This is a genomic window from Synechococcus sp. CCAP 1479/10, assembly GCF_019038515.1.
Classification (GTDB): domain Bacteria; phylum Cyanobacteriota; class Cyanobacteriia; order PCC-6307; family Cyanobiaceae; genus Cyanobium.
The window spans coordinates 142516-167920 of record NZ_JAFKRJ010000047.1 but is presented as its reverse complement, the minus strand read 5'-3'; the positions used below and the strand labels follow the sequence as shown (position 1 = coordinate 167920).

Genomic DNA, 25405 nt, shown 5'->3' with positions numbered 1-25405 from the left:
CAACTACATCGACTACGCCATCAGCGCTCTCGTCTGAGCTCTCAAGGCCATCGTTGTCTCGGGGTCCCCTTCGGGGGGCCCTTTTTTTCTGGCCGGATCCCGCCGGCCCCGGGGATGGCAGCATTCCCCGAGCCCCCTCGCACGTGCGCAGAGCCATGGCCGGTGACGGCGAACCGATCAGCGAAGCCGAGGCCCTGGAGCAGCTTCGCCAGACCGACGACCAATCCCGTCAGTACTACGCGGCCTGGTGGCTGGGGCGCATGCGCAGCCGGCACCCGGAGGCCGTTCCCCTGCTGCTCGCCGCCCTCACCCAGCGCCAGCCCCGGGATCCGGGTGCCGGTGTCGAGCACAACGCCGTGGCCCGCAATGCGGCCCGGGCCCTGGGCAAGATCGCCGACCCGCGGGCCGTGCCCGAGCTGCTGGCGGTGCTCGACGACGCCGACGACGGCCTGCGGGAGGCCGCGGCCCGCTCCCTCGGCGAACTTCGGGCGACGGCAGCGGTCCCCCTGCTGATCCGCCGGCTGGCCAGCGGCCCCGCCGTCGCCGGCGCCTGCCGCAGCGACAGCCCCCGGCTGCAGGAACCCTGCGAAGCGATGCTGGAGGCCCTGGGGGCGATCGGTGAGGCGCCGGCGGAGGTGCTGGACGTGATCCGCCCCTTCACCGCCCACGAGAGGCCCCTGGTCCGCAGCGCCGCCTGTCGCGCCCTGCTGCAGCTCACCGGGGAGACGGTCTGGGCGGACGAGCTGCTCCAGCTGCTGCAGCATCCCCAGCTGCAGGTGCGCCGTGCGGCCCTGATGGATCTGGGGGCCGTGGGATGGCGGCCCGCCCTGGAGCCGATCCGGCGCACCTTCGCCGAGAACAGCCTCAAGCTGATCGCCCTGCGGGGGCTGGTCGAGCATGGCCGCGGCTCCGGCAGCGGCAGTGAGGCGGACAGCGATGATGAGGCCCTCCTGATGGCGATGGACGCCCTGCTGTGATGACGGCCGGAAGCGGAGATTCCCAGCGCGCGGCCGACCGGATCCGGGCCTTCGAGCGGGCCGGCAGCGCCGAGGAGCTGGTGGCGGCCACCCGCCGGCTGACCGACTGCGACGACCCCCTGGCCACGGTGCCCCAGCTGGTGCAGGTGCTGGGGTTCAACAATCCCGGGGCCGCCGTCGCCGCCGTGGACGGCCTGATCGGGATCGGCCCGGCGGCCGTCGGGCCCCTGCTGGCCAATCTGGATGCCCACAACTACGGCGCCAGGGCCTGGGCCGTCCGGGCGCTGGCGGGCATCGGCGACCCGCGCGGGCTGGACGTGCTCGAGGACGCCCTGGCCACCGACGTCGGGCCCAGCGTGCGCCGGGCCGCCGCCAGTGGCCTGGGGGCTCTGCGGCTGGAGAGCCTCGCCGAGCAGGAGCGGGAAGGGATCCGCCTGCGCTGCCTGGAGGCCCTCGAAGCGGGCCGCAGCGACGGCGAATGGGTCGTGCGCTATGCCGTGGCCGTGGGGTTCGAGGGCCTGGCCCTGCCCCTGTCCCCGCCCCATCCCCACCGCCAACGGGCCGTGGCGGGCCTCAGCCAGCTCCAGCAGCCGGAGCAGGAGGAGACTCTGGTGGTGCGCCTGCGGGCCGGTGTGGCCCTGAAGCGACTGGACAACCGATGACCTCCCCTGATCCGACCGCCGGGACGAGCCGCTCCGAAGCCGGCCGCCCCACCGGCATCCTGTTCGTCTGCCTCGGCAACATCTGCCGCTCCCCGGCCGCCGAGGGGGTCTTCCTGCACCTGATCGCCCGCCAGGGACTGGAGCAGGCCTTCACGGTGGACTCGGCCGGCACCGGTGACTGGCACGTGGGCCGCCCCGCCGACGCCCGCATGCGCAGCGCCGCCGCCCGCCGGGGCATCGTCCTGCCCAGCCGGGCCCGCCAGATCACGACGGACGACCTGAGCCGCTTCGACCACGTGCTGACGATGGACCGGCAGAACCTGGAGGCGGTGCAGGGCCTGGCCGGGCGGGGGGAGGCCGCCGCCCGCATCGGCCCGCTCACCCGCTACTGCCGCCGCTACAGCGTCGAGGAGGTGCCCGATCCCTACTACGGCGGCGAAGAGGGCTTCGATCGGGTGCTCGACCTGCTGGAGGACGCCTGCGGCGGCCTGCTGGAGGCCCTGAAGGCCGGTCAGGGCCCCGGCCAGGGCACCCGCTAGGGCGCAGTCCCCTCCAGGGGGGACGGGCCCGGCCAGGCGTCCTCCGGCACCCGCTCGCGGAACAGGTCGACCAGCCGCTGGATCACGGCGTCGATGGCCAGGCCGTCGGTGACCAGCTCCACCGCGTCGTCCGCCTGGCGCAGGGGAGCTTCGGCCCGGCTGGAATCACGGTGATCCCGCTCGGCGATCTGGGCCTCCAGTTCCGCCAGGGCCGGCACCTCGAAGCCACGCTGGGCCAGATCCGCCGCCCGTCGACGGGCCCGCTCCGCCACCGTGGCCGTGAGGAACACCTTGCACTCGGCCTCCGGGAAAACGGCGGTGCCGATGTCGCGGCCCTCCGCCACCAGGCCGCCCCGCCGGCCCATGGCCTGCTGCTGGCGGGTGAGGGCCGCCCGCACGCAGGCGTGGGCGGCCACGGTGGAGACCTGCCCGGTGACCTCCGGGCCACGGATCGCCTCGCTCACCTCATGGCCGTTGACCCGCACCCGCTGCTCCCCGGCGGCGTCGCTCTCCAGCCGCAGGTCAAGGTCGGCGAGCAGGGGGGCGATGGCGTCGGGGTCGGCCGGGTCCACGCCCCGGTGCAGCACCCACCAGGTCAGGGCCCGGTACATGGCGCCCGTGTCGAGGTAGAGAAGGCCCAGGCGGCGGGCGAAGGCCCTGGTGACCGTGCTCTTGCCCGCCCCGGCGGGGCCATCGATGGCGACGATCGGCGGGCGGTTCATCAGAAAGATGTGATCGATCAGGCGGGTGCTGCCGCAGCGGGCGGCGGCGGCCAGCAGGGACATCCCGGCGGCGCCGGACACCGCAGCCAGGGTAAAGGGATGGACGAGCTGCACATACTCCACGCCGAGTCCCGACGCCTCCAGCTCCCCGGTCACCGCCGCCGTGAGTGCCGGGGCACTGGCGGTGCCGCCCCGCCAGAGCGCCAGCGCCGCCCCCAGGGCGGCCGGCAGCGCCGTCGCCTGTTCACGCTCGGCGGCACTGAGGTAGCGATGGCGGGAACTGCAGGCGAGCCCATCCGCCTCCCGCACGGTGGCGCAGCCCTGGACCGTCACCGGCAGGGCCAGATCGGCGACGACGCGGCGCAGGATCGTGAGCTGCTGCCAGTCCTTCTCCCCCAGCAGGAGGCGATCGGGCCGCACCAGGGCCAGCAGGCGACAGACGACGGTGGCGACCCCCTCGAAATGGCCGGGGCGTCCGGGGCCGCACAGGGACCGGCGCAGGCCGGCCGGAGGGACCACTCCGGTGAGCTCCTCCTCGCCGTCGGGGAACAGTTCCGCCACGGAGGGGGCGAAGAGGGCCTCGGCGCCGGCCGCCGCCCCCAGGGCCGCATCGGCGGCCAGATCGCGGGGATAGCGGGCGAAATCCTCGGACGGCCCGAACTGGAGTGGATTGACGAACACGCTCAGCAGCACGGCGGGCCGGCCAGCGGAGACGGCCGCCGAGGCCCGCCGCAACAGCTGCTGATGGCCCTCGTGAAGGCTGCCCATGGTGGGCACGAAATGGAGCGGCCGCCCGGCCTGGCCGCGGCGCCAGTCGCTCAGGTCGGCCAGGGTCTGAAGCAGTCGCACCGGCACAAAGGAAAAGCCCATCCGCCAGATTGGCGGATGGGCTGATGGACAACGTTCCGACCGCGGCCGGAGCGAGGAGTCAGGGCAGGACTTCCAGCTTCACGTCGGCAATGCCACTGGCGGTGAGGCCAAGCTCCTTGGCGGCACCGTGGGCCAGATCGATCACCCGCCGACCATGGAAGGGACCGCGGTCGTTGATGCGCACTACGGCGGAACGGCCGTTCCAGAGGTTGGTGACGCGCACCATGGTGCCGAAGGGCAGGGTGCGGTGGGCGGCGGTGAGGGTGCCGGGGCGGAGCACCTCGCCACTGGCGGTGCGGTTGCCGAAGAAACCGGGGCCGTACCAGCTGGCCTCTCCGGTGGTGACCCGACCGGCGGAAGCGACCAGATTGCTGGCCGTGGGGACGGTGCGGATCTCTTCAACGAAGCGATCCCAGTTGGAGGGAAAGTCGGCGGGGCGAATGGCAACGGAACTCCCTGGCGCCTGCGGGGCAGTAAGGGAGCCGGCCTGGGCCGGGGCGATGCTGCTGGTGAAGAGGAGGGCGGCGGTGCCCAGGAGTTGAGTGACTCGCATGACAGGCGGAATGCACCGGCGGAGCAGACAGGCGGGGAAGGGACTTCCTCGGTGACTGCATTCGGACGTTGACGACAACCGGAACCTGAAGCGGTGTTGGCTGAGGTGAACGGGACCGAATGGGCCTGGCGAATTCCTTACAGAAAATGACGACCCCGGAAAACTATCCGAAGTCCGCAGGGCCATGGAGGAGCTCTGGCGACCCCCCGGATCGATCAGTTTTCTTCATCTTTGCCACCCTTCCAGGCGTCCACTGGCCTGACTGGCCCATCGGCGCTATCGAAACATCAGTGGATTTGATTGGTTCCATAAGCCGCGGCGATGGAAGTGTGGGCCAATCCCGGGATCGTCCACGCAGAGGGGCCATCCAGCGCCCTTCCGGCCCGTCGCGGCCCCGTGCCGATGCAGGATCGGTGCAGCGCTGACCCTTGCCCATGGACTACCGCTCTGCCGGCGTGGACGTGGCCGCCGGCCGCGCCTTCGTGGAACGCATCCGGGACAGCGTCGAGACGACCCGACGGCCAGAGGTGCTGGGCGGACTGGGGGGCTTCGGCGGGCTCTGCCGGCTGCCGGCCGGGATGAAGCGTCCCCTGCTGGTGGCCGGGACCGACGGGGTGGGCACCAAGCTCGAACTGGCCCAGGCCCACGGCGCCCACCACGGGGTGGGCATCGATCTGGTGGCCATGTGCGTCAACGACGTGATCACCAGCGGCGCCGAGCCCCTCTTCTTCCTTGATTACATCGCCACCGGCAAGCTCGGCCCCGAGGCCATGGCCGAGGTGGTGGAGGGCATCGCCGATGGCTGCCGCCAGAGCGGCTGTGCCCTGCTGGGGGGCGAGACCGCGGAGATGCCTGGCTTCTACGGCGCCGGACGTTACGACCTGGCCGGGTTCTGCGTGGCGGTGGTGGAGGAGGACGAGCGGATCGACGGCACCCGGGTGACCGCCGGCGACCGGATCGTGGCGGTGGCCAGCAGCGGTGTCCACAGCAATGGCTTCAGCCTGGTGCGGCGCATCCTCGAGGCCGAGGCCGTCGACACCGCCACGCCGCTGCCCGCCACCGGCCAGGGGCTGATCGACGCCCTGCTCACCCCCACCCTTCTCTATGCCGCCCTGGTGAAGGACCTGCGCCGCTCCGGCCTGCCCCTCCACGCCATGGCCCACATCACCGGCGGTGGCCTGCCGGAGAACCTGCCCCGCTGCCTGCCGCCGGGGGTCCACGCCGTGGTCGACCCGGGCAGCTGGGAGCGCCCGCCCCTGTTCCGCTGGCTGCAGGAGAAGGGACAGGTGCCGGAGGCCGACCTCTGGAACACCTTCAATCTCGGGGTCGGCTTCTGTCTGGTGGTGCCGCCCGAGGCCCTGAGCGCCACCCTCGAGCTCTGTCGCTCTTCGGGCCATACGGCCTGGGAGCTGGGCGGCGTCGCGGCGGGCGACCCCGGCGAGATTCCCCTGGCCGGATTGCCGCACTGAGGCGGCTCAGGTCCTGATGCATCGCTTTTCCTAAGGTCGTCAGCGTCTTTGCCGACACGACCAGGCTCCCTCCCGCTCCGAAGAGTTCGTTGCCCGATGTTCGATACGTCCAGACGCATCACGCGCCGCCGCAGTTCCGCCGGCCCGATCCCGCCCCAGCGCCCCCAGCAGCCCCGTCCCCGCCTGCGGGACGCCGGTGCCCCGCTGCAGCGCGAAGGCACGGGCGGCCAGCGCCCCACCTTCCTGACCCTGCGGGACCACGGCAAGGTCTATGTGGCCGACCTGCCGCGGCTCTCCGACGGCCAGCTCACCCATATCAATAAGGAGGCCCAGGACGTTCTCGACAGCCTCAACCGCCGTCTGCAGGAGCTGGAGGCCCAGACCCACCTGAGCGAGGCCGACCAGGACACCCGGATCCGGGCGACCACCAAGCGCGACATCACCCAGCGGTTTCTCAACTCGATCGCCCAGGAGCAGGAACTGCGGCGTTCCAACCCGGCGCTGCGGGCGGCCGCGGGCGAATCCCTGGCCCGCGCCTTCCTCGAACTGGCCCGCCATCGGCTGCCCGGCTCCACCTTCGACTCCCTGCTGCAGGAGGCCCTCAGCGCCTGCGGCCCCGGTGAGGACGGCGCCCTCAGCGGCGAAACGGCCGATCCCCAGGTGGTCCGGCTGCTGCAGCGGGCCGAAGCCCCCCAGCCGCGGCCGGCGGCCCTGCCGGTGGTGCTGAGTCCCGACCCGGCCGACGCCCTCAGCGCCTGAGGTCGTCAGCCGCTCTGGAACGGATTGGCGGGCATGCGCGCCTCGCAGCGCAGCGCCACCCGGTCCAGATCCCGCCGTTCCTCCTCTTCAAGGCACCAGGTGGCGGCGGCCGCCGCCGCTTCGGCCTGATCGGGCCGGCGCATGCCCACCAGGGGCAAGGCGCCGTGGGCCCGGCACCAGTTGATCGCCACGGCCGCCATCGGGGCGTCGTGGACGCGGGCGATCCGCTCCATGGTCTGCAGCAGCGGCTGGATGCGGGGCCGCAGGCGCCGGAACAGCAGGCCCCGCGGTCCCGGAGGCAGCGCCGCCCGGGCCTCCCCCGGGGACTGGGCCAGCAGCCCCAGGGCCAGGGGGCTGTAGGCGAGCAGCTCGATGCCCAGCTCCCGGCAGACCGGAGCCACCCCCTGGTCTGCGAGCGCCTCAGGGGCCAGCAGGGAGAGCTGCACCTGCAGGCTGGCCAGACGCAGGCCGCGCCGAGCCAGCTGTTCGTGCACCCGGCGCAGGCGGCGGGGCCCCAGGTTGGAGACCCCCAGGCTGCCCACCCGGCCCTCTGCCACCAGATCCGCCAGTCCCTCCAGCAGGGCCCCCTCCTGCCAGGGTGCGTAGCGGGCCGTGCTCCAGTGCAGCTGCACCCTGTCCAGGTGGCCCCTCAGCCGCCGCCGGGACGCCTCGAAGGCCGCCTCGAACCCGCTGCGGCCCAGGCGCCAGGGGAACGGGGCCAGCTTGGTGGCCACGGTCAGCCGCTGGCGGCAGTCCGGCGGCAGGGCCTCGACGAACTCGCCCAGGAGCGACTCGCTGCGTCCCCCGTAGCGGCCGGTGCCATAGGAATCGGCCGTATCGAAGAACGTCAGCCCCAGCTCCACCGCGCGGCGGAAGCAGGCGGCCAGGGTCTCGTCCTGGGCGGGGTCGTACCCCCAGAGGAACTGGTTGCCCCAGGCCCAGGTGCCGACCCCGACCCCGGGGACGGACGACTCCGGAGCGGGCAGGATGGCGGCAGGGTCGGCCATGGCGATCACGCAGGTCCCGGTCCGTAGCCATGATCGATCCGATCCTCCCCCCGGGGACACGCGATGACCAATCCAGCGGCCCTCGGGTCGGCGCCCTCCCCGGCCAGGCCCGCCGCCGTGCTTGCCGCCGCCGACAAGTCCGCCGCGGCCACGCCCCCTGGCCCCGCCGCCGATCCGGTGCTCTGCCACCACTGCGGCCGGACCGCCAGCAACGGGATCAGCTGCCAGGGCATCTGCGTCGCCGATTCGGGCTATTGAAGCTCCGGCCGGGCCTGGCGGGACTGGCCTTGCTGGTGGTCCTAGGTGTCCTGTGGGCGCCCCTGGGGGCCCGGGAACTGTCCGGGGACGATTTCGGTCGCTGGGAAAGGCCCCTGCGCCGCTGCCGCGTCATCACCCCCTCCGGCACGGGCCCGGTGCCGCCCCCGGCCAGCTGCCGCCTGCTGCGGCTGGACCAGCAGATGGAGGGTCTGCTCAGTGTCCGGTTCCTGCAGCCCGGTGGCGACCATTCCTTTCTCGACCGCCAGCTCGTCTTCGCCGGGGTGCTGGCGGAAGGCTCCGCCGCCATGGCCTGCCACCGGAGCCGCTGTGAGCCGCGCTGGCCGGTGCGGCTGCGGGTCAGCGCCGTGGGTCAGGCGGGATTCGGTGACGGGGAGGCGGCGCTCGGGCTGACCAGGGCCGAGCTGGCCAGCGGGCAGTGCCTGCTCGACGATCGCTCCTTTCGCTGCGAGGCCACCGGCCCGGAAGGGCGGCAGTGGCGGGTGGAGGCCGCCCCCTGAGCCGACCGGGAGCGGGTGGGCGAGAGGGCGAGGGAGACGGAAATGACGATCGGCAACGAAGGCCACAGACAGGAACGCTGCTCTTCAGATTCTCTTTATGATTGATCCGTCCGGGAGATGGCCATGCCCCCATCCACGTCCCTGCTGGCCTTGGTGGGCGTTGTGGGTTTCGCCATCATCTCGCTGCTCATGGGCGTTCTCCCCTGAGAGGCAACGGCGGGTCGATCGAACGTCGCCGCTAGGGTGCCGACGACCCGCCGGACGGCATGTCGACCAAGGACGCCTTCACCCGCATCTATCAACGTGACACCTGGGGGGGAGGCTCGGGACAGGGATCCCGGCCGGAGTTCAACGGCGAATACATCGCCACCCTGCAGCGCTTCCTGCGCCTCAACGACATCGGCAGCGTCGTTGATTTCGGGTGCGGCGACTGGCAGTTCTCCCGCCTGATCCACTGGGGGGACATCACCTACACAGGCGTCGACATCGTCGATTCGGTGGTGGCGGCCAACCGCGAACGCCATGCCAGCGACACGGTTCACTTCCAGCTGTTCGAGGACCTGACCAGCCTCCCCCCTGCCGATCTGATCCTTGTCAAGGATGTGCTGCAGCACCTTCCCAACACGCTGGTGCGGGAGTATCTCGACCACTTCAAGAGCAAGTACCGCTGGCTGATCGTCACCAATGATGATCTGCCCCAGTCCAGACTCAATCAGGAGATCGATGCGGGCGCCTGGCGTCCCCTGCGTCTGGATCTCCCGCCCTTCAGCGAGCACTGCTCCACCCTGGCCCAGTGGGTCGTGCTGACGGAAGCCTCCATGAGTCTGCACAGGAAGCGGGCGGATCTGATCCTCGGGGAGGGACCACGCCGGCCGCCCGGCCGGCGGGACGATCAGGCCCCTTGAGGCGCCGATGGATTGGGGATCAGCCGGGCTGAGAATCAGTCAGGTTGAAGACTGCGGTGGGACCTGGATGACGGCGGGCCGATCACCAACATCCGTTCACCAGTTACCGACTCTTTTGAGGGCGGTGTAATACTCGATGATGGCATCCTCCAGAATCGCTCTGGGTGTGGAGGGAAGCTGAATTCTTTCGCGATAGGCCTGGATCTTTTCAAGCATCTCCAGACATTCCTCGCTGAGCAGAGCCACGAACGGATCCGGCTCTTCCGGGGAATTGGCTGCCACCGCAGTCCTCATTGGCGTGTCCGGTGCAGTCTGCCACCCATGGGCGGTCACCGTGCCGGCCGCCCAGGCACTGGGGAGCGGCCAGGAGACTCCCGGTTGTTGCAGAGGCGGCACCCAGATTCGAACTGGGGATAAAGGATTTGCAATCCTCTGCCTTACCACTTGGCCATGCCGCCTGCCGGGGAGCAAACTCCCCGCAGCGGATCGTATCAGCCATGGCATGTCCTCCCCCCGTCTGCTGGTTCTGAGCAACGGCCATGGGGAGGATCTGATCGCCCTGCGGCTGATCGAGGCCCTCAGGCAGCAGGCCCCCGGGCTGGAGGTCGACGTGCTGCCGCTGGTGGGGGTCGGCCAGGCCTACGCAGGCGCCGAGGCGGCCGGGGAGCTGCGGCGGGTGGGCCCGCGGCAGCCGCTGCCCAGCGGCGGCTTCAGCAACCAGAGCCTGACGGGGCTGCTCCAGGACCTGGTGGCCGGGCTGCCGCTGCTCAGCTGGCACCAGTGGCGGATCGTGCGGCGCTGGGGCCGGCAGGGTCTGCCGATCCTGGCGGTGGGCGACCTGCTGCCCCTGCTGCTGGCCTGGGCCGGGGGCGGCCCCTACGGCTTCCTCGGCACCCCGAAGAGCGACCACACCTGGGCCTCACCGGCTCCGGCCGGTTGGGGCCGCTCCCCCCTGGCCGATGGCTACCACCGGGCCAAGGGCAGCGAATGGGATCCCTGGGAATGGGCCCTGATGGGCCGGCGCCGCTGCCGGCTGGTGGCGGCGCGGGATCGCCTCACCGCCCGGGGGCTGCGGCGCCACGGGGTGCGGGCCGTCGCCCCGGGCAATCCGATGATGGATGGCTTCGCCCCCGCCCCGCCGCTGCCCCCCTGGCTGCAGGGACGGCGCCGCCTGCTGCTGCTGCCCGGCAGCCGTCTGCCCGAAGCCCTCGGCAACCTGCGCGGCCTGCTGGCGGCCCTGCCGCCGGCCGAGGGGTCCCCCCCGATCAGCGTGCTGCTGGCCACCGGCTCCCGTCCCTACGCCGCCGAACTGGCCGCCCCCCTGACGGCGGCGGGCTTCGTCCCCGGCACACCGCCGGAGGGCTCCGGGGCCACGGCCCTCTGGCGGCGCGGCCCCCTCGAGCTGCTGGTGGGTCCGGGCCGGTTCGCGGCCTGGGCGCCGCTGGCGGAGCTGGGGCTGGCCACCGCCGGCACCGCCACCGAACAGCTGGTGGGGCTGGGGGTGCCGGCCCTGTCGCTGCCGGGGCCAGGGCCCCAGTTCAAGGCCGGCTTCGCCCGCCGCCAGAGCCGGCTGCTGGGGGGAGCGGTGCAGCCCTGCCATGGCCCAGCCGAGCTGCGCCACCGGCTGGTCGCCCTGCTGGCCGACGATGGGGAGCGGGCCCGGCTGGGCCGCATCGGCCGGCGCCGCATGGGACCGGCCGGCGGCAGTGCCCGGCTGGCGGCCCTGATCCGGGAGCGGCTGCTGCCGGGGTAGGGGGATGATGGGGCCGACCGCCCCCTTGTCCTCCGCACCGATGCCCGGCATCCCCGACCGCAGCTTCAACGCCGCCTGCGGTCATCTGGCCACCCAGCTGGGCATCAGCCTGGCGGCGGCCCGCCGGCGGGTGGAGATCCTGGCGGCCAAGGAAGGGCTCCGGGACACGGCCGGCAAGCTGGCCCTGGCAGAACGCCTGCTGGAGGAAACCAGGGCCAGCGGCCTCGACCGGGGTCAGCTGTTCGACGGCCAGCTGCGCTCGGTGGGGGAAGACGACCTGTTCATGATCGAAGACTGAGCGGCCCCACAGGCGGGCCGCCCAGCCCGCCCGGACTCAGTGCTCGAACACCTGATTGAACCGCTGCCGGTCGAGGGCGGAGAAGACGGGCACGCAGGCGAAGCAGCGGCGGGCCAGCTCCCAGCGCTCCTCGCGGCGCAGCATCACCTCCAGCCTGTCCCGGGCGGCCAGCAGCCAGCGCACGTCACCGGCGGCATAGGCCAGCTGGGTGTCGCTGAGCTCCTCCACCCGGCCCCAGTCGGAACTCTGGGCCTGCTTGTCGAGCTCCACCCCCACCAGCTCGTTGACCACGTCCTTGAGGCCATGGCGCGGGGCGTAGGTGCGGGCCAGGCGGCTGGCCACCTTGGTGCAGAAGACGGGGTCCACGGCGATGCCGAGGTTCTCCGCCAGCGCCGCCACATCGAAGCGGGCGAAGTGGAACACCTTCTCGATGGCCGGGTTCTCGCACAGGGCCTTCAGCCGCGGCGCCTGTGTCTGGCCCCGCGCCACCCGGATGCAGCAGACGTTGTCGTCGTCGTCGCAGATCTGGACCAGACAGAGGCGGTCACGCCCATGGATCAGCCCCATGGCCTCGGTGTCGATCGCCAGGGCCCGGGCCTTGCCGAACAGCTCCGCCCAGGCGGCGTCGAGGTCGTGGTCGAAGACGGCGAAACGGGCCGGCGGACCGGGGCTGGCACTGCCGCTGGAAGGGGTCTGGGCCATGGGGGAACAGGGGGGAGGCGGCCATCGTCGCCCACGGCGGCCGCCGACCGGGCCGGCCGGGCCAGAATGCGGGCCCGAAAGGCTGCGCCGCCATGCCCACCCTGGGTTCCACCCTTCTGCTCACCCTGCTGATGGCCATCGGCCTGGTCTTCTTTCTGAGGGCCGCCAGCAAGGACCGCACCACGGTGGTGGACGTGCACTCCCCCCAGCCGCCGGTGCAGGTGCTCGAGGGCCTCTCCGACTGGCTCACCGCCCGGGGCTGGCAGACCGAGGCCGGCGATCCCGAGCGCCAGCTGCTGCGGTTCCGCGGCCAGGTGCGCTCCAGCCTGCCCCTCGCCCTGCTGCTCTCGCTGCTGGGCAGCGTCGGGGCCGCCTGCCTGGGCCTGGTGCTGCGCCAGGTGCTGCCCTCCCTCGGCTGGTGGCCCCTGCTGCTGGCCCTGGTGGGGCCCCTGGCCGGGGTGGTCTACCGGCGCCGGGCCGCCCGGCCCGAAAGCCTGGAGATGCGCCTGATCAGCGGCGACAGCGACGGCGGCAGCACCCTGCGCCTGCGCGCCCACCGGGACGAACTGATCGCCATCGAGCGGGAACTGGGCCCCGGGCTCCAGCTGGCCAGCGACGGCTCCCTGCTCTCCTCGCCGATCTGAGCCCATGGGTTCCCGTCGTCCGACCTGGCTGCTGGGGCCTGCCCTGCTGATCGGCAGCCTCGGCCCCCTCACACCGCTGGCCCATGGCGCCGAAGCGGCCGTGCCGGCCAGCCCGATCCAGGCACCGGCGCTGGCCAGCCTCGATCCGATCACCGGTCCCCGCAGCCGCCTGGGCCGGGACTGGATCGGCACCCGCCCCGTCGATCCGGACACCCCGATCCTGGTGCTGGCCGGCCATGCCGATTCCCAGGGGATGAACGGCGCCGGCACCAGCGGCGCCGCCGTGGCCGCCGGGGCGCCGCCGATGTACCCCGGCATCAGCGACGAGCTCTACTGGAACATGGTCGTCGCGGAGGCCGTGGTGACCCTGGGCCAGCAGCGGGGGCTGCGCATCAGCTCCTACCGCCCACCCTTCCGCACGATCCCGGATGGCAACCACCCCAGCACCAACTGGAGCGTGGGCCGCCAGCACGCCGCCAGCGGCGGCTATGCCCTGGAGATCCACTTCGATGCCTGGGGCCCCGACGGCATCGGGTCGGGGCTGATCCCGCCGTTGCACCGCCCCTTCGGCTCGCTCGACGAAAGCCTGGCCGTGGCCTTCGGCGGTTTCCCCATGGCCTTCCGCGGCGGCCTCGGGGGACCGAGGCGCGGCATCGCCCTGCTGGAGGTGGGCAAGCTGGAGGGCCAGCTGGAGCGCTCGCTGCGCAACCCCGCCACCCGTTCCGCCACGGTGATGGCCATCGCCGAGCGGATCGTGACAGCCCTGGAGGTGGGCCTGGGCCGCAGCCCGGCCACCGCCATGCCCCTCAGCCCACCGCCTGGTGGGGTCGGCAGCGCTCCTCCAGGGAAGGGTCTTCAAGCCAGTTCTGCGGACGAGTGAACAGTTCGGTCAGCAGGGCCTCGCGGCTGCCTTCGGCAGCGGTGTAGCCGTACTCCCAGCGCACCAGGGGCGGCAGCGACATCAGGATCGACTCGGTGCGTCCGTTGGTCTGCAGGCCGAAGATCGTGCCCCGGTCGAAGACCAGGTTGAACTCCACGTAGCGGCCGCGGCGGTACAGCTGGAACTGGCGCTCCACCTCGCCCCAGTCCAGCCCATGGCGGCGCTCCACGATCGGCACGTAGCTCGGCAGGAAGGCGTTGCCGCAGGCCGAGGCCAGGGCGAACAGCTGCTCCCAGTTCTGGTGGAGCGGTCCGACGGCCGCGCTGGCCGCCGCAGCCGGCCCCTCGGGGTCACCGCCCTTGTAGAGCACGCCGCCGGGGTCCTGGTAGTCGTAGAAGATGCCGCCCACGCCGCGGGTCTCGCCCCGGTGCTTGAGGAAGAAGTATTCGTCGCACCAGGGCTTGAACACCTTGTAGTAGGCCGGATCCACCCCGTCGCAGGCCCCCTTGAGGGTGCGGTGGAAGTGGCGGGCATCCTCCAGGAAGGGGTAGTAGGGGGTGAGGTCGGCGCCGCCGCCGAACCACCACACCGGCCCCGCCTCGAAGTAGCGGTAGTTGAGGTGCACCGTGGGCACGTAGGGGTTGCGGGGGTGCAGCACCATCGAGGTGCCGGTGGCGAACCAGCGGTGACCCTCCGCCTCAGGACGCTGGGACAGGATCGAGGGGGGCAGGCGCTCGCCCTCCACCTCGGAGAAGTTGACGCCGCCCTGCTCGAAGACGCGGCCGTCCTTCATCACCCGGGAGCGGCCGCCGCCGCCCTCGGGTCGCTCCCAGCTCTGCTCCTCGAAATCGGCCCCGCCATCGAGGCTGGCGAGACCCGCACAGATCGAGTCCTGCAGGCCCATCAGCAGGGCCTTGGCGCGGCTGCGGGAATCGGCAGGTGGCATCTCCATGGAACGGCAGCGCGGCGGACGCGGAACATCCGCACACCTTTTCAGCCCGTCGGGGGGTCCCACAAGGGTTCGAGAGCGTCTGTCACGGGCTCGGGAAGGGGCCGCAGGGCCACCGCAGGAGCCCGCGGCCGGCCCGACCGGCCCGGGGGGCCGCCCCTAGGATCGCCGTCCAACCCGACCCTGACGCCGCCGAATGGCCAGCGCCGACACCCTCCTCGAGGCCCTGCAGCCACTCCGCGACGCCGGCAGTGGCCGCAGCCTGCTGGAGCTGGGCTGGATCAGCGACCTGCGGCATCAGGGCAGCCGGGCCGTGTTCCGCCTCGCCCTGCCCGGTTTCGCCAACAGCCAGCGGGAGCGCATCGCCGCCGAGGCCCGCAGCGCCCTGCTGGCCGTGGAGGGCATCAACGACGTGCAGATCGAACTGGCCCAGCCCGCCGCCGCCCCTTCGTCGGGCCCGATCGGTGCCGCCGGCCACGGCCCCGGCGGGGCCCAGCTGCCGGAACGGCAGGGCATCCCCGGCGTGCGCCAGGTGATCGCCGTCAGCAGCGGCAAGGGGGGCGTGGGCAAGAGCACGGTGGCGGTGAACCTGGCCTGCGCCCTGGCCGCCTCCGGCCTGCGGGTGGGCCTGCTCGATGCCGACATCTACGGGCCCAATGCTCCCACCATGCTGGGCGTGGCCGACCGCAGCCCCCAGGTGTCGGGCAGCGGCAACGACCAGGTGCTGGAGCCGATCGAGACCTGCGGCATCGTCATGGTGTCGATGGGCCTGCTGATCCAGGAGAACCAGCCGGTGGTCTGGCGCGGGCCGATGTTGAACGGAATCATCCGCCAGTTCCTCTATCAGGTGAACTGGGGCGAACGGGACGTGCTGGTGGTGGATCTTCCCCCCGGCACCGGCGACGCCCAGCTCACCCTCGCCCAGGCCGTGCCCATGGCCGGCGCGGTGATCGTCACGACCCCCCAGCTGGTGTCGCTGCAGGATGCCCGCCGCGGCCTGGCGATGTTCCTGCAGATGGGCGTGCCGGTGCTCGGGGTGGTGGAGAACATGACCGCCTTCATCCCCCCCGATCTGCCCGATCGCCGCTACGCCCTGTTCGGCAGCGGTGGCGGCCAGCGGCTGGCCGACGAGGCGGGCGTGCCCCTGCTGGCCCAGCTGCCCATGGAGATGCCCGTGCTCGAGGGCGGGGAGCGGGGCCTGCCGGTGGTGCTGTCGGCACCGGGCTCGGCCAGCGGCCGCGCCTTCACCGAACTGGCCGAACGGCTGAGTGCCGGCTGCGCCCTCAGCCCGGCCCTCGCCTGAAGCCATGGCGGTCCTCAGCCCCCGGCGCGGTGGGTTCGCCGCCAAGGGGCCGAAACGGCGGGGCCCCGGCTTCGACCCCCTCCTCTGGGGCATCCCCATGGCCCTCACCCTGCTGGCGGGGGCCCTGATCGCCAGCACCCAGCGCCAGCAGGCCACCACCGACTGGTACCAGCACTGGATCACCGCAGCGGTGGGCCTGGTCATCGCCCTGCTGCTGGCCCGGGTGCCCCTGGACCGCATCGCCCGGTTCCAGTGGCCGATCTACATCCTGATGGTGGTGAGCCTGATCGCGGTGCGGGTGATCGGGGTCAGTGCCCTCGGGGCCCAGAGCTGGATCAACATCGGCGGCTTCTACGTCCAGCCCTCGGAGTTCGCCAAGGTGGCGGCGATCCTGCTGCTGGCGGGGGTGCTCTCCAAGTACCCGGTGGAGCGGCCGATCGATCTGCTCCGACCTGTGGGGATGATCAGCGTGCCGTGGCTGCTGGTGTTCGTGCAGCCGGATCTGGGCACGTCGCTGGTCTTCGGTGCGGTGCTGCTGGTGATGCTGTTCTGGTCGGGCATGCCCGCCACCTGGCTGCTGCTGCTGCTCTCGCCCCTGTTCACCGCGATCATGGCCGGCACCCTGCCCTGGCTGCTGCTGGGCTGGATCCCCCTGATGGGCTGGGTGGCCTGGCGCTCCCTGCCCTGGAAAAGGATCGGGCTGGCCCTGGTGCTGGCTGTCCAGGGACTGTTCGCCGTGGGGACCCCCTGGCTGTGGGAGCACGGCCTGCGGCCCCACCAGCGGGCCCGGCTCACCCTGTTCCTCGATCCGGCCCAGGATCCCCTCGGCGGCGGTTACCACCTGCTGCAGAGCAAGGTCGGGATCGGCTCCGGCCAGCTGTGGGGCACCGGCCTGATGAACGGCTCCCTCACCAAGCTGCGCTTCATTCCCGAGCAGCACACCGATTTCATCTTCAGCGCCCTGGGGGAGGAAACCGGCTTCATCGGCTCAATGCTGGTGGTGGTGGGCTTCGTGGTGCTGATCTGGCGCCTGCTGCAGATCGCAGGGCGGGCTTCCAGCGACTACGAATCCCTCGTGGTGGTGGGCATCGGCGCCATGCTGATGTTCCAGGTGGTGGTGAACATCAACATGACCATCGGCCTCGGACCCATCACCGGCATCCCCCTGCCCTTCCTCAGCTACGGCCGTTCGGCCATGCTCGTCAACTGCATCAGCCTCGGGCTCTGCGCCTCCGTGGCCCGGCGCAGCCGCAGCCTGCGGCGATGGTGGTGAGCCTGGGGGACCTGCGCCGCCTGCTGGCGGCCGGGGTCCCGGCCGGGCGGGGGGATGAGGACAGCGTGCGGCGCCAGTGGTGGGCCGCCCTGGCCACGGTGCAGGCGGACCTGCTCGGGGCCTTCCCTCCCCAGCCGGGGGTGTGGCTGGCGGCCCCCCTGCCGGCCCTCTACGAACCTGCCCTGCTGGAGTGGCTGGACGGGTGGGTCTGGACGCCCGCCGAGGTGGGCAACCTGATGCCCCCGGGGTTGCCGCTGCTGCCGGGGATGGCGCCCCTGCCGGCCGCCCACGGCACGCCTCCCAGGGGAACGGCGGGCCGGCCGGGGGGCTTCCAGCGCCTCAGCCTGCGGGAGGACGACGGCACCGATCCGCTGCTGGTGCTGATCACCCCGGTGCTGCAGGTGGCCCTGGCCCTCGATGGCCCCCCGCAGGAGCGCCGACTGGTGGTGCGCTTCGACGCCCCGGTCCTCTCGGCCGCCCTGGAACTGCTCGATCGCCGCCTGGCCCAGGACGATCCGGCCGCGGGCCTGGGGCTGCGCCGCCGCCTGCAGCTGCTGGGCCCGCTCGGCAACGATCCCGATCTGGGCACCCGCTTCTGGCCCCTGCTGGCCCAGCGCCTGGCCGCCATGGCCCCCAGCGTCACCCTGCAGCCGCTCGTGCACGGCGAGAAACGCAGCGAGGGCGGCGACGCCGTCAGCAGCGAACTGGCCCTGCTCGAAGCCCTCACCCACGAGGTGCGCACCCCGCTGGCCACGATCCGCACCCTGATCCGCTCCCTGCTGCGCCGCACCGACCTGCCGGCGGTGGTGCGACAGCGGCTGGAGCAGATCGACGGCGAGTGCAGCGAACAGATCGACCGCTTCGGCCTCATCTTCCTGGCGGCGGAACTGCAGCGCCAGCCCGGCAGCGGCCAGCCCCTGAGCGACAGCGAACTGGCCCGCACGGACCTCAGCCGGCTGCTGGTCCAGCTGGAGGAGCTCTGGCAACGCCAGCTTGGGCGCCGCGACCTGCGGCTGGTGCTCGAGATCGCCCCCGACCTGCCGCCGGTGATGAGCGATCCCAGCCGGCTGGAGACCATGCTCGGCGGCCTGATGGACCGGTTCAGCCGCAGCCTGCCCAGCGGCAGCGAAGTGCGGCTGCGGCTGCTGCCGGCGGGCTCGCGGCTGAAGCTCCAGCTCAGCAGCGACGATCCCGAGAGCCGTGAGGCGGATGGGCTGGCGGCGGCCGTGCCGATGCCGGTGGGCCCGGTGCTGAGCTGGAACCCGGAAACCGGCAGCCTGCAGCTCAGCCGCCAGGCCACCCAGCGGCTCTTCCACCGGCTGGGGGGCCGGCTCACCGAGCGGGGCGGCAGCAACCTGACCGTGTTCTTCCCGGCCGCCGAGCGCGGCGGCTGAGGCGGCGACAGCCAGGTTTGTTGACGGGTGTGAAGAGTCCGCCGGGGGTACTCGGATGCCCAAAACCACGGTGCTAGCTTCCGCCTGAAACGGTCTTCAAGCCATGCCTGAAACGGCCCTCAACGGTCAACTCCCGAAGTACATCGGCAGCACTGGTGGCTTGCTGAACTCCGCCGAAACCGAGGAGAAGTACGCCATCACCTGGAGCAGCAGCAAGGCCCAGGTGTTTGAGCTGCCCACCGGTGGCGCCGCTGAAATGAACGCAGGCGAGAACCTCATGTACTTCGCCCGCAAGGAGCAGTGCCTGGCCCTCGGCACCCAGCTGCGCACCAAGTTCAAGCCCCGGATCGAGGACTACAAGATCTACCGGATCTACCCGGGCGGCGACACCGAATTCCTGCACCCCAAGGACGGCGTCTTCCCCGAGAAGGTCAACGAAGGCCGCGCCATGGTGGGCCATACCCCCCGCAGCATCGGCGCCAACCCCAACCCCGCCAGCCTCAAGTTCAGCGGCAAGGCCACCCACGAGGCCTGAGCCTGGCCGGCCAGCACCTATAACGGCGGGGCCGAGAGCCCCGTTTTTTTTGCCTGCCTGTCGCCGTGATGCCCGGTTCTGATCGCAGCGCCTTCCTCGCCCGGATCGCCGGTGGGGAGGCAGGCGCTGACTTGGCCGTCAATCTCCTGCCCCTCTGGAAGCGCTGGCCCGCCGACCTGGAGACCCCCCTGACCACCTGGCTGAAGGTGGGGGCGGGCGGCAGCCATGGGGTGCTGCTGGAATCGGTGGAGGGGGGCGAGCAGCTGGGCCGCTGGAGCTTCGTCGTCACCGACCCGCTCTGGACCCTCACCTGCCGCGGTGACCGGGGCGAGAGGCGCTGGCGCGATGGCCGCAGCGAACAGCTCCAGGGCAGCCCCTTCAGCCTGCTGCGGGAGGCTCTGGCCCCCCTGCGCCCCGGCCCGGTGGAGGGCCTGCCGGCGGTGGCCCAGCTGTTCGGCTTCTGGGGCTACGAGCTGATCCGCTGGATCGAGCCCAGCGTGCCGGTCCACGACGCCCCGGACGGGGCCCCGCCGGACGGCTGCTGGATGCTGGCCGACAGCCTGCTGGTGTTTGACCAGGTGAAGCGCCAGATCACGGCGGTGGCCTACGTGGACCTCTCCGCAGGGGCCGATCCCGGTGAGGCCTACGACCGGGCGGCGGCCCGCATCGAGGCCCTTGAGGCCCGCATGCACGCCCCGTTGCCGGCCCACGTCAAGCCGCTGGCCTGGCACGAGGCGAGCGGTGCCGAGCTGGCCACCCGCAGCAACCGGGGCCAGGAGGAGTTTCAGGGCGCTGTGGCGGCCGCTGCCGAGCACATCGCCGCCGGCGACGTGTTCCAGCTGGTGCTGAGCCAGCGGTTCGAGGCCCGGGTGACCCACGACCCCTTCGATCTCTACCGCAGCCTGCGGATGGTCAACCCCTCGCCTTACATGGCGTTCTTCAACTTCGGCGACTGGCACCTGATCGGCTCCAGTCCCGAGGTGATGGTGAAGGCGGAGCCCTGCGCCGAAGGGGTGAAGGCCTCCCTGCGGCCCATCGCCGGCACCCGGCCCCGTGGCGCCGATGACGCCCAGGATGCGGCCCTGGCCGAGGAGCTGCTGGCCGATCCGAAGGAGCGGGCGGAGCACGTGATGCTGGTCGACCTGGGCCGCAACGACCTGGGCCGGGTCTGCCGGGCCGGCACGGTGCAGGTCACCGAACTGATGGTGATCGAGAAGTACTCCCACGTGATGCACATCGTCAGCGAGGTGGAGGGGCTGCTGACCGAGGATCACGACATCTGGGACCTGCTGATGGCGTCTTTCCCGGCGGGCACCGTGAGCGGAGCCCCCAAGATCCGCGCCATGCAGCTCATCCATGCCCTCGAGCCGGATGCCCGCGGGCCCTACTCGGGCGTCTACGGGGCGGTGGATCTGGCCGGAGCCCTCAACACGGCCATCACGATCCGCACCATGGTGGTGCTTCCCCACCCCGAGGGCGGCTGGCGGGTGCAGGTGCAGGCCGGTGCCGGGATCGTGGCCGACTCCCGCCCGGAAGCGGAGTACCAGGAAACCCGCAACAAGGCCCGCGGCATGCTCAAGGCCCTGGCCTGCCTGGAGCCGGCCGTGGCCGACGGGGCCGACGCGACGCCATGAGCGCTCCCCTGCTGCTGAAGGGCTTCGAAGTCGAGATGTACACCGGTCGGGCCGACGGCACGGTGGTGGGCTGCTCCGCCGAAGCGGCCGCCGCACTGGCGGGGTTCATGACCGAGCCGGACCACCGCAACCTCGAGTACGTCACCCCGCCGGAGGCCTCCTACACCGCCCAGCTGGAGCTGCTGCTGGAACCGCGCCGTCGCCTGCGCCGCTGGCTGGAGCCCCGTGGGCTCACCCTGCTGCCGGGCAGCACCCTGAGCCTGGGGGACAGCCGCAGCTTCGAGCGCTCCGACCCCGAGAACCCTTACCACGCCTACATCGAGGCCACCTACGGCACCCGGGTGGTGACCGCCAGCGTCCACATCAACCTGGGCCTGACGGACATGGACGCCCTGTTCGCGGGCCTGCGCCTGCTGCGCTGCGAAGCCTCCCTGCTGCTCGCCCTCAGCGCCAGCTCCCCCTTCCTCGACGGGGAGGTCACCGGGGCCCACTCCCAGCGCTGGCTGCAGTTTCCGATCACGCCCCCCCTGGTGCCCCTGTTCCGGGACCACGGCCACTACATCGACTGGATGGAGGAGCAACTGGCCGCCGGGGCGATGCGCAACGTGCGTCACCTCTGGACATCGGTGCGGCCCAACGGCGACGACCGGCCCCATGGCCTCAACCGCCTGGAGATCCGCATCTGCGACCTGATCGACGATCCGCTGCTGCTGCTGGCGGTCACCGCCTTCACCGAACTTCGCCTGCAGCAGCTGCTGCGGGATCCCTTGGGCCAGGATCCCCTGGCCGCCAGCCGGTTCGGGGCCGCTGAACTGGAGGCGATCGCCGATGCCAACGACCGGGCGGCGGCCCGCACCAGCCTCCAGGCCCGCCTGGTGCACTGGCGCACCGGGGAAACGCTGGAGGCCCGCGACTGGATCGCCACCGAGCTGGAGGCGATGGCGCCGCTGGCGGCCGAGCTGGGGCTGACGCGCTGGCTGGCGCCCCTCCACGACCTCCTCGCCGGCGGCAACCAGGCGATGCGATGGCTGGCGCGCCATGGGCGCGGCGAAAGCATCGGTGCGATCATCGGCAGCGAGGCCGTGGCGCTTGCGTCCCGGGAGAAGGCGCTGGACGCATGGCTGGCGACAGAAGCAGCCGAGGTTCCTGGAGGATCATGAACAGCACCCCCGCGCCCACCGCCCCCATGCGGCTCCACCTGACCGAGCCTTCGGTCGTTCCCGCCGAGGCCTCACCCGGGGTGATCCGACTGCTCACCGAGCGGCTGGAACTGGTGGAGGATCTCTGGCAGACGGTGCTGCGCAGCGAATGCCCGCCAGAGCAGGTGGAACGCCTGCTGCGGCTCAAGGAACTGAGTGGTCCGGTGGCGCCGGGCCTCGACCCTGAGGCCAGCTCCGCCGTCGACACCGACGGCATCGTGGCGCTGATCAAGGCCATGGACCTGGCGGAGGGGATCGCCGCGGCCCGGGCCTTCTCCCTCTACTTCCAGCTGGTCAACATCCTCGAGCAGCACATCGAGGAGGACAGCTACCTCGAAAGCATCAAGCGGGCCCCCGCCCCCGCCAGCAACGATCCCTTCCTGCCGCCCCTGGCCAGCCAGAGCGATCCGGCCACCTTCCGCCAGCTGTTCGAGCGCCTGCGGGCCCTGAACGTGCCGCCGGGCCAGCTGGAGGGCCTGCTGCGGGAACTGGACATCCGGCTGGTGTTCACGGCCCACCCCACCGAGATCGTGCGCCACACCGTGCGCCACAAGCAGCGGCGGGTGGCGGCCCTGATCCAGAAGCTGCAGGTGAACGGCCAGGGCAACCCGGACGACAACGACCGGCTGCGCCAGCAGCTGGAGGAGGAGATCCGGCTGTGGTGGCGCACCGATGAGCTGCACCAGTTCAAGCCGTCGGTGATCGACGAGGTCGACTACGCCCTCCACTACTTCCAGCAGGTGCTCTTCGACGCCCTGCCCCAGCTGCGCCAGCGCATCCGCGCCGCCCTGGCCGCCAGCTACCCCGACGTGCAGCCCCCCAAGGACGCCTTCTGCACCTTCGGCTCCTGGGTGGGCTCCGACCGGGACGGCAACCCCTCGGTCACCCCCGATGTCACCTGGCGCACGGCCTGCTTCCAGCGGCAGCTGATGCTGGCCCGCTACATCCAGGCGGTGTCGGTCCTGCGTGACCAGCTCAGCATCTCGATGCAGTGGAGCCAGGTGAGCCCCGCCCTGCTGGAATCCCTGGAGATGGACCGGCTGCGCTTCCCGGAGATCTACGAGGAGCGCGCCGCCCGCTACCGGCTCGAGCCCTACCGGCTCAAGCTGAGCTACACCCTCGAGCGCCTGCGGCTTACCCAGCAGCGCAACCAGCAGCTGGCCGAGGCGGGCTGGGAGTCCCCCTGCGACGGCTCTTCCGGCTACGAGGCCGGACTGAGCAGCCTGATGGAGCCGGCCCCCCCCCAGGAACTGCATTACGCCTCGGTGGAGGAATTCCGCACCGACCTGGAGCTGATCAAGGAGAGCCTCGATGCCACCGGCCTGAGCTGCGAAGCGCTGCAGGACCTGCTCAGCCAGGTGCACATCTTCGCCTTCTCCCTGGCCAGCCTCGACATCCGCCAGGAGAGCACCCGCCACAGCGACGCCATCGACGAGCTCAGCCGCTACCTGCTGCTGCCGGTGCCCTACGGGGAGATGGACGAGGAGCAGCGGGTGGAATGGCTGCTGAGCGAACTCAAGACCCGCCGGCCCCTGCTGCCGCCGGCGGCCCGCTGGAGCGCCCCCACCGCCGAGACCTTCGCCGTGTTCCGGATGCTGCAGCGGCTGCAGCAGGAGTTCGGCCGGCGCATCTGCCGCACCTACGTGATCTCCATGAGTCACACGGTGTCGGATCTGCTGGAGGTGGTGCTGCTGGCCAAGGAGGCCGGGCTGGTGGATCCGATGGCCCAGAAATCGGCCCTGCTGGTGATCCCCCTGTTCGAGACGGTCGAAGACCTTCAGGGGGCCCCGGCCGTGATGGGGCGGCTGTTCGCCGACCCCTTCTACCGCCAGCTGCTGATCAGCAACAGCGACGGCGAGCAGCCCCTCCAGGAGGTGATGCTGGGCTACTCCGACAGCAACAAGGATTCCGGCTTCCTCTCCAGCAACTGGGAGATCCACCGGGCCCAGATCGCCCTGCAGTCGCTGGCCGATGCCCACGACGTCGCCCTGCGCATCTTCCATGGCCGCGGCGGTTCGGTGGGCCGGGGCGGCGGCCCCGCCTACCAGGCGATCCTGGCCCAGCCCAGCGGCACCCTGAAGGGACGCATCAAGATCACCGAGCAGGGGGAAGTGCTGGCCTCCAAGTACTCCCTGCCGGAACTGGCCCTCTACAACCTGGAAACGGTCACCACCGCCGTGCTCCAGAACAGCATGGTCAGCACCCCGGTGGACGACACCCCCACCTGGAACGTGCTGATGGAGCGGCTGGCGGCCCGCTCCCGCGACCACTACCGGGCCCTGGTGCACGACAACCCCGACCTGGTGGCCTTCTTCCAGCAGGTCACACCGATCGAGGAGATCAGCAAGCTGCAGATCTCCAGCCGGCCGGCCCGGCGCAAGAGCGGCGCCAAGGATCTCTCCAGCCTGCGGGCCATCCCGTGGGTGTTCGGCTGGACCCAGAGCCGCTTCCTCCTGCCCAGCTGGTACGGGGTGGGCACGGCCCTGCAGGCCGAGCTCGATGCCGACGGCGAACAGATGGAGCTGCTGCAGCTGCTCTACCAGCGCTGGCCGTTCTTCCGGATGCTGATCTCCAAGGTGGAGATGACCCTCTCCAAGGTCGACCTGGAGCTGGCGGGCCATTACGTCACCTCCCTGGGGCGTCCCCAGAACAAGGAGGTGTTCGCCCAGATCTTCGAGGCGATCGCCAGTGAGTTCGCCCTCACCCACTCCCTGGTGCTGCGCATCAGCAACCACAGCCGGCTCCTCGACGGCGACCCGGCCCTGCAGCTCTCGGTCGACCTGCGCAACCGCACGATCATCCCCCTGGGCTACCTGCAGGTGGCGCTGCTGCGCCGGCTGCGGGAGCAGAAACGGCAGCCGCCGATGAGCGAGGGGCCCGGCGACGGGCCGGCAGGCGGCGACGGCCGCACCTACAGCCGCAGCGAGCTGCTGCGCGGCGCCCTGCTCACCATCAACGGCATCGCCGCCGGCATGCGCAACACGGGCTGATTCCCTGGACTCTCTGTTGATCCCCTTCCGCAGCCAGCCCCCGACTCCGCGCCTGCGGGAGGGCTACGCCCTGCTGCAGCAGCACGACCCCGATCCGGCCAGCCTCAACCGCCTGCTGGTGGCCTGCGGGGATGCCCCCCGCAGCCCGGACCGATGGGAACGGGTACTGGCCCGCAGCACCTGGCATCTGGTGGTGCTCAACCCCGGCGGCCAGCTGGTGGGCTTCGTGCGCGCCACCAGTGACCAGGCCCTCAATGCCAACCTCTGGGACCTGGTGGCCGATCCGGGCGACCCCTGCCGGGATGAGGTGATCGGCGCCCTGGTTCAGGCCGCCCTGGCCCGCCTGCGGCGGGAACTGAGCGGTTGCAGCATCTCCCTGTCCGCCCCGCCCGAAGCGGTGACGGCCCTCACCCGGGCCGGGTTCGTGGTCGACCCCGGAGGGATCCGGGCCATGGGTCTCGACCTGCGGAGCGGACGAGAGGAGGGGCTGGGCTGACGAGCATGGAGGGACTCGAACCCCCGACATTCAGAACCGGAATCTGACGCTCTATCCAACTGAGCTACATGCCCTGCCACGGCGCTTCCGGCCCCCTGGGGAACCTTGGCCTCCGA

General features: G+C 71.6%; 26 protein-coding genes and 2 tRNA genes. 20 read left to right on the top strand and 8 right to left on the bottom strand.

Annotated features, from left to right (window positions below):
* The first annotated feature begins 155 nt into the window (after window positions 1–155).
* From KUG39_RS16130 to KUG39_RS16120, 3 genes are read left to right on the top strand one after another with little or no spacing between them, the layout of a single operon-like run.
* Window positions 156–977: a HEAT repeat domain-containing protein gene (locus KUG39_RS16130; RefSeq protein WP_216916552.1), complete on the top strand. Its 822-nt coding sequence runs from the start codon at window positions 156–158 to the stop codon at window positions 975–977.
* Window positions 977–1639: a C-phycocyanin alpha-cysteine-84 phycocyanobilin lyase subunit CpcF gene (gene cpcF, locus KUG39_RS16125; RefSeq protein WP_216916550.1), complete on the top strand. Its 663-nt coding sequence runs from the start codon at window positions 977–979 to the stop codon at window positions 1637–1639. Before KUG39_RS16130 ends, cpcF begins: the two co-directional genes overlap by 1 nt.
* Window positions 1636–2178: a low molecular weight protein-tyrosine-phosphatase gene (locus tag KUG39_RS16120; RefSeq protein WP_216916548.1), complete on the top strand. Its 543-nt coding sequence runs from the start codon at window positions 1636–1638 to the stop codon at window positions 2176–2178. The genes cpcF and KUG39_RS16120 overlap by 4 nt, the downstream gene beginning before the upstream one ends.
* On the opposite strand, the gene KUG39_RS16115 is transcribed toward KUG39_RS16120, so the two are convergent.
* Complete coding sequence (locus KUG39_RS16115; RefSeq protein WP_216916546.1) at window positions 2175–3770, bottom strand: bifunctional pantoate--beta-alanine ligase/(d)CMP kinase; 1596 nt, start codon at window positions 3768–3770, stop codon at window positions 2175–2177. The two genes, KUG39_RS16120 and KUG39_RS16115, sit on opposite strands and share 4 nt — an antisense overlap.
* 58 nt (window positions 3771–3828) lie before the next feature.
* The gene (locus KUG39_RS16110; RefSeq protein WP_094585033.1) at window positions 3829–4323 is read right to left on the bottom strand and encodes a septal ring lytic transglycosylase RlpA family protein; all 495 of its coding nucleotides are present in this window, start codon (window positions 4321–4323) and stop codon (window positions 3829–3831) included.
* A 434-nt stretch (window positions 4324–4757) separates the two neighbouring features.
* On the opposite strand from KUG39_RS16110, the gene purM reads away from it, so the two are divergent.
* Both purM and KUG39_RS16100 read left to right on the top strand, forming a co-directional pair.
* Window positions 4758–5792, top strand: a complete 1035-nt coding sequence (gene purM, locus KUG39_RS16105; RefSeq protein ID WP_216916544.1) for a phosphoribosylformylglycinamidine cyclo-ligase — start codon at window positions 4758–4760, stop codon at window positions 5790–5792.
* 96 nt (window positions 5793–5888) lie between these two features.
* On the top strand, window positions 5889–6551 hold the full coding sequence (locus tag KUG39_RS16100) for a DUF8655 family protein (protein ID WP_094585031.1): 663 nt from the start codon (window positions 5889–5891) through the stop codon (window positions 6549–6551).
* Between the two features lie 5 nt (window positions 6552–6556).
* Here KUG39_RS16100 and KUG39_RS16095 read toward each other — a convergent pair whose 3' ends face one another.
* Window positions 6557–7558 (bottom strand): aldo/keto reductase, encoded by a 1002-nt coding sequence (locus KUG39_RS16095; protein WP_216916542.1) that lies wholly within the window; start codon window positions 7556–7558, stop codon window positions 6557–6559.
* A gap of 63 nt (window positions 7559–7621) precedes the next feature.
* Here KUG39_RS16095 and KUG39_RS16090 point away from each other — a divergent pair, with 63 nt between their 5' ends.
* From KUG39_RS16090 to KUG39_RS16080, 3 genes are all read left to right on the top strand, one after another.
* Window positions 7622–7816, top strand: coding sequence for a DUF8639 family protein (locus tag KUG39_RS16090; RefSeq protein ID WP_094585030.1), 195 nt, complete (start codon window positions 7622–7624; stop codon window positions 7814–7816).
* 29 nt (window positions 7817–7845) lie between these two features.
* Window positions 7846–8334 carry a hypothetical protein gene (locus KUG39_RS16085; RefSeq protein WP_216916539.1) on the top strand — a complete coding sequence of 163 codons (489 nt, stop codon included), beginning with the start codon at window positions 7846–7848 and terminating at the stop codon, window positions 8332–8334.
* Between the two features lie 266 nt (window positions 8335–8600).
* Window positions 8601–9239: a class I SAM-dependent methyltransferase gene (locus KUG39_RS16080; RefSeq protein WP_190611604.1), complete on the top strand. Its 639-nt coding sequence runs from the start codon at window positions 8601–8603 to the stop codon at window positions 9237–9239.
* Between the two features lie 96 nt (window positions 9240–9335).
* Here KUG39_RS16080 and KUG39_RS16075 read toward each other — a convergent pair whose 3' ends face one another.
* Window positions 9336–9521, bottom strand: a complete 186-nt coding sequence (locus KUG39_RS16075) for a hypothetical protein (protein WP_143594051.1) — start codon at window positions 9519–9521, stop codon at window positions 9336–9338.
* Window positions 9522–9626: 105 nt separating this feature from the next.
* Window positions 9627–9697 (bottom strand) — tRNA-Cys (locus KUG39_RS16070).
* A 44-nt stretch (window positions 9698–9741) separates the two neighbouring features.
* Here KUG39_RS16070 and KUG39_RS16065 point away from each other — a divergent pair.
* A complete protein-coding gene (locus tag KUG39_RS16065; protein WP_216916537.1) occupies window positions 9742–10992 on the top strand; it encodes a lipid-A-disaccharide synthase-related protein in 1251 nt (416 codons plus the stop codon).
* 40 nt (window positions 10993–11032) lie between these two features.
* Window positions 11033–11290: a DUF8658 family protein gene (locus tag KUG39_RS16060; protein ID WP_094585026.1), complete on the top strand. Its 258-nt coding sequence runs from the start codon at window positions 11033–11035 to the stop codon at window positions 11288–11290.
* Between the two features lie 36 nt (window positions 11291–11326).
* Here KUG39_RS16060 and KUG39_RS16055 read toward each other — a convergent pair whose 3' ends face one another.
* Window positions 11327–11992 (bottom strand): ribonuclease D, encoded by a 666-nt coding sequence (locus tag KUG39_RS16055; protein ID WP_216916535.1) that lies wholly within the window; start codon window positions 11990–11992, stop codon window positions 11327–11329.
* 92 nt (window positions 11993–12084) lie between these two features.
* Here KUG39_RS16055 and KUG39_RS16050 point away from each other — a divergent pair, with 92 nt between their 5' ends.
* Window positions 12085–12636 carry a cofactor assembly of complex C subunit B gene (locus tag KUG39_RS16050; protein ID WP_190611602.1) on the top strand — a complete coding sequence of 184 codons (552 nt, stop codon included), beginning with the start codon at window positions 12085–12087 and terminating at the stop codon, window positions 12634–12636.
* 4 nt (window positions 12637–12640) lie between these two features.
* Window positions 12641–13516 (top strand): dehydrogenase, encoded by an 876-nt coding sequence (locus KUG39_RS16045; protein ID WP_094585023.1) that lies wholly within the window; start codon window positions 12641–12643, stop codon window positions 13514–13516.
* Here KUG39_RS16045 and hemF read toward each other — a convergent pair.
* Complete coding sequence (gene hemF, locus KUG39_RS16040; protein WP_216916533.1) at window positions 13443–14468, bottom strand: oxygen-dependent coproporphyrinogen oxidase; 1026 nt, start codon at window positions 14466–14468, stop codon at window positions 13443–13445. The genes KUG39_RS16045 and hemF overlap by 74 nt on opposite strands.
* A 193-nt stretch (window positions 14469–14661) precedes the next feature.
* Here hemF and KUG39_RS16035 point away from each other — a divergent pair, with 193 nt between their 5' ends.
* The 8 genes from KUG39_RS16035 to KUG39_RS16000 all read left to right on the top strand — a co-directional run bounded on the left by KUG39_RS16035 (window position 14662) and on the right by KUG39_RS16000 (window position 25289).
* A complete protein-coding gene (locus tag KUG39_RS16035) occupies window positions 14662–15768 on the top strand; it encodes an Mrp/NBP35 family ATP-binding protein (RefSeq protein ID WP_094585021.1) in 1107 nt (368 codons plus the stop codon).
* A 4-nt stretch (window positions 15769–15772) separates the two neighbouring features.
* On the top strand, window positions 15773–17041 hold the full coding sequence (gene rodA / locus KUG39_RS16030; protein ID WP_216916531.1) for a rod shape-determining protein RodA: 1269 nt from the start codon (window positions 15773–15775) through the stop codon (window positions 17039–17041).
* Window positions 17032–18435: a sensor histidine kinase gene (locus KUG39_RS16025; RefSeq protein ID WP_190611598.1), complete on the top strand. Its 1404-nt coding sequence runs from the start codon at window positions 17032–17034 to the stop codon at window positions 18433–18435. Before rodA ends, KUG39_RS16025 begins: the two co-directional genes overlap by 10 nt.
* Window positions 18436–18538: 103 nt before the next feature.
* The gene (locus KUG39_RS16020; RefSeq protein ID WP_094585018.1) at window positions 18539–18970 is read left to right on the top strand and encodes a photosystem I reaction center subunit II PsaD; all 432 of its coding nucleotides are present in this window, start codon (window positions 18539–18541) and stop codon (window positions 18968–18970) included.
* Window positions 18971–19038: 68 nt separating this feature from the next.
* Complete coding sequence (locus KUG39_RS16015) at window positions 19039–20604, top strand: anthranilate synthase component I family protein (protein WP_216916529.1); 1566 nt, start codon at window positions 19039–19041, stop codon at window positions 20602–20604.
* Complete coding sequence (gshA, locus tag KUG39_RS16010) at window positions 20601–21764, top strand: glutamate--cysteine ligase (RefSeq protein WP_190611596.1); 1164 nt, start codon at window positions 20601–20603, stop codon at window positions 21762–21764. Before KUG39_RS16015 ends, gshA begins: the two co-directional genes overlap by 4 nt.
* Window positions 21765–21790: 26 nt before the next feature.
* A complete protein-coding gene (gene ppc / locus KUG39_RS16005) occupies window positions 21791–24793 on the top strand; it encodes a phosphoenolpyruvate carboxylase (RefSeq protein ID WP_094585079.1) in 3003 nt (1000 codons plus the stop codon).
* Between the two features lie 16 nt (window positions 24794–24809).
* Entirely contained in the window at window positions 24810–25289 is a 480-nt protein-coding gene (locus tag KUG39_RS16000) for an N-acetyltransferase (RefSeq protein ID WP_216916527.1), read from the top strand.
* Here KUG39_RS16000 and KUG39_RS15995 read toward each other — a convergent pair.
* Window positions 25290–25363 (bottom strand) — tRNA-Arg (locus KUG39_RS15995).
* Window positions 25364–25405 lie beyond the last annotated feature (42 nt).

Excerpts from the sequence above, each read along its gene's own strand:
- ppc (WP_094585079.1), top strand. The coding sequence starts at position 21,791 with ATGCGGCTCCACCTGACCGAGCCTTCGGTCGTTCCCGCCGAGGCCTCA.
- KUG39_RS16020 (WP_094585018.1), top strand. The coding sequence starts at position 18,539 with ATGCCTGAAACGGCCCTCAACGGTCAACTCCCGAAGTACATCGGCAGC.
- KUG39_RS16100 (WP_094585031.1), top strand. The coding sequence starts at position 5,889 with ATGTTCGATACGTCCAGACGCATCACGCGCCGCCGCAGTTCCGCCGGC.
- KUG39_RS16025 (WP_190611598.1), top strand. The coding sequence starts at position 17,032 with ATGGTGGTGAGCCTGGGGGACCTGCGCCGCCTGCTGGCGGCCGGGGTC.
- KUG39_RS16115 (WP_216916546.1), bottom strand. The coding sequence starts at position 3,770 with ATGGGCTTTTCCTTTGTGCCGGTGCGACTGCTTCAGACCCTGGCCGAC.
- cpcF (WP_216916550.1), top strand. The coding sequence starts at position 977 with ATGACGGCCGGAAGCGGAGATTCCCAGCGCGCGGCCGACCGGATCCGG.
- KUG39_RS16080 (WP_190611604.1), top strand. The coding sequence starts at position 8,601 with ATGTCGACCAAGGACGCCTTCACCCGCATCTATCAACGTGACACCTGG.
- KUG39_RS16090 (WP_094585030.1), top strand. The coding sequence starts at position 7,622 with ATGACCAATCCAGCGGCCCTCGGGTCGGCGCCCTCCCCGGCCAGGCCC.
- KUG39_RS16035 (WP_094585021.1), top strand. The coding sequence starts at position 14,662 with ATGGCCAGCGCCGACACCCTCCTCGAGGCCCTGCAGCCACTCCGCGAC.
- purM (WP_216916544.1), top strand. The coding sequence starts at position 4,758 with ATGGACTACCGCTCTGCCGGCGTGGACGTGGCCGCCGGCCGCGCCTTC.
- KUG39_RS16045 (WP_094585023.1), top strand. The coding sequence starts at position 12,641 with ATGGGTTCCCGTCGTCCGACCTGGCTGCTGGGGCCTGCCCTGCTGATC.
- KUG39_RS16065 (WP_216916537.1), top strand. The coding sequence starts at position 9,742 with ATGTCCTCCCCCCGTCTGCTGGTTCTGAGCAACGGCCATGGGGAGGAT.
- KUG39_RS16130 (WP_216916552.1), top strand. The coding sequence starts at position 156 with ATGGCCGGTGACGGCGAACCGATCAGCGAAGCCGAGGCCCTGGAGCAG.
- KUG39_RS16060 (WP_094585026.1), top strand. The coding sequence starts at position 11,033 with ATGCCCGGCATCCCCGACCGCAGCTTCAACGCCGCCTGCGGTCATCTG.
- KUG39_RS16050 (WP_190611602.1), top strand. The coding sequence starts at position 12,085 with ATGCCCACCCTGGGTTCCACCCTTCTGCTCACCCTGCTGATGGCCATC.
- KUG39_RS16110 (WP_094585033.1), bottom strand. The coding sequence starts at position 4,323 with ATGCGAGTCACTCAACTCCTGGGCACCGCCGCCCTCCTCTTCACCAGC.
- KUG39_RS16120 (WP_216916548.1), top strand. The coding sequence starts at position 1,636 with ATGACCTCCCCTGATCCGACCGCCGGGACGAGCCGCTCCGAAGCCGGC.
- gshA (WP_190611596.1), top strand. The coding sequence starts at position 20,601 with ATGAGCGCTCCCCTGCTGCTGAAGGGCTTCGAAGTCGAGATGTACACC.
- rodA (WP_216916531.1), top strand. The coding sequence starts at position 15,773 with ATGGCGGTCCTCAGCCCCCGGCGCGGTGGGTTCGCCGCCAAGGGGCCG.
- KUG39_RS16015 (WP_216916529.1), top strand. The coding sequence starts at position 19,039 with ATGCCCGGTTCTGATCGCAGCGCCTTCCTCGCCCGGATCGCCGGTGGG.
- KUG39_RS16095 (WP_216916542.1), bottom strand. The coding sequence starts at position 7,558 with ATGGCCGACCCTGCCGCCATCCTGCCCGCTCCGGAGTCGTCCGTCCCC.
- hemF (WP_216916533.1), bottom strand. The coding sequence starts at position 14,468 with ATGGAGATGCCACCTGCCGATTCCCGCAGCCGCGCCAAGGCCCTGCTG.
- KUG39_RS16055 (WP_216916535.1), bottom strand. The coding sequence starts at position 11,992 with ATGGCCCAGACCCCTTCCAGCGGCAGTGCCAGCCCCGGTCCGCCGGCC.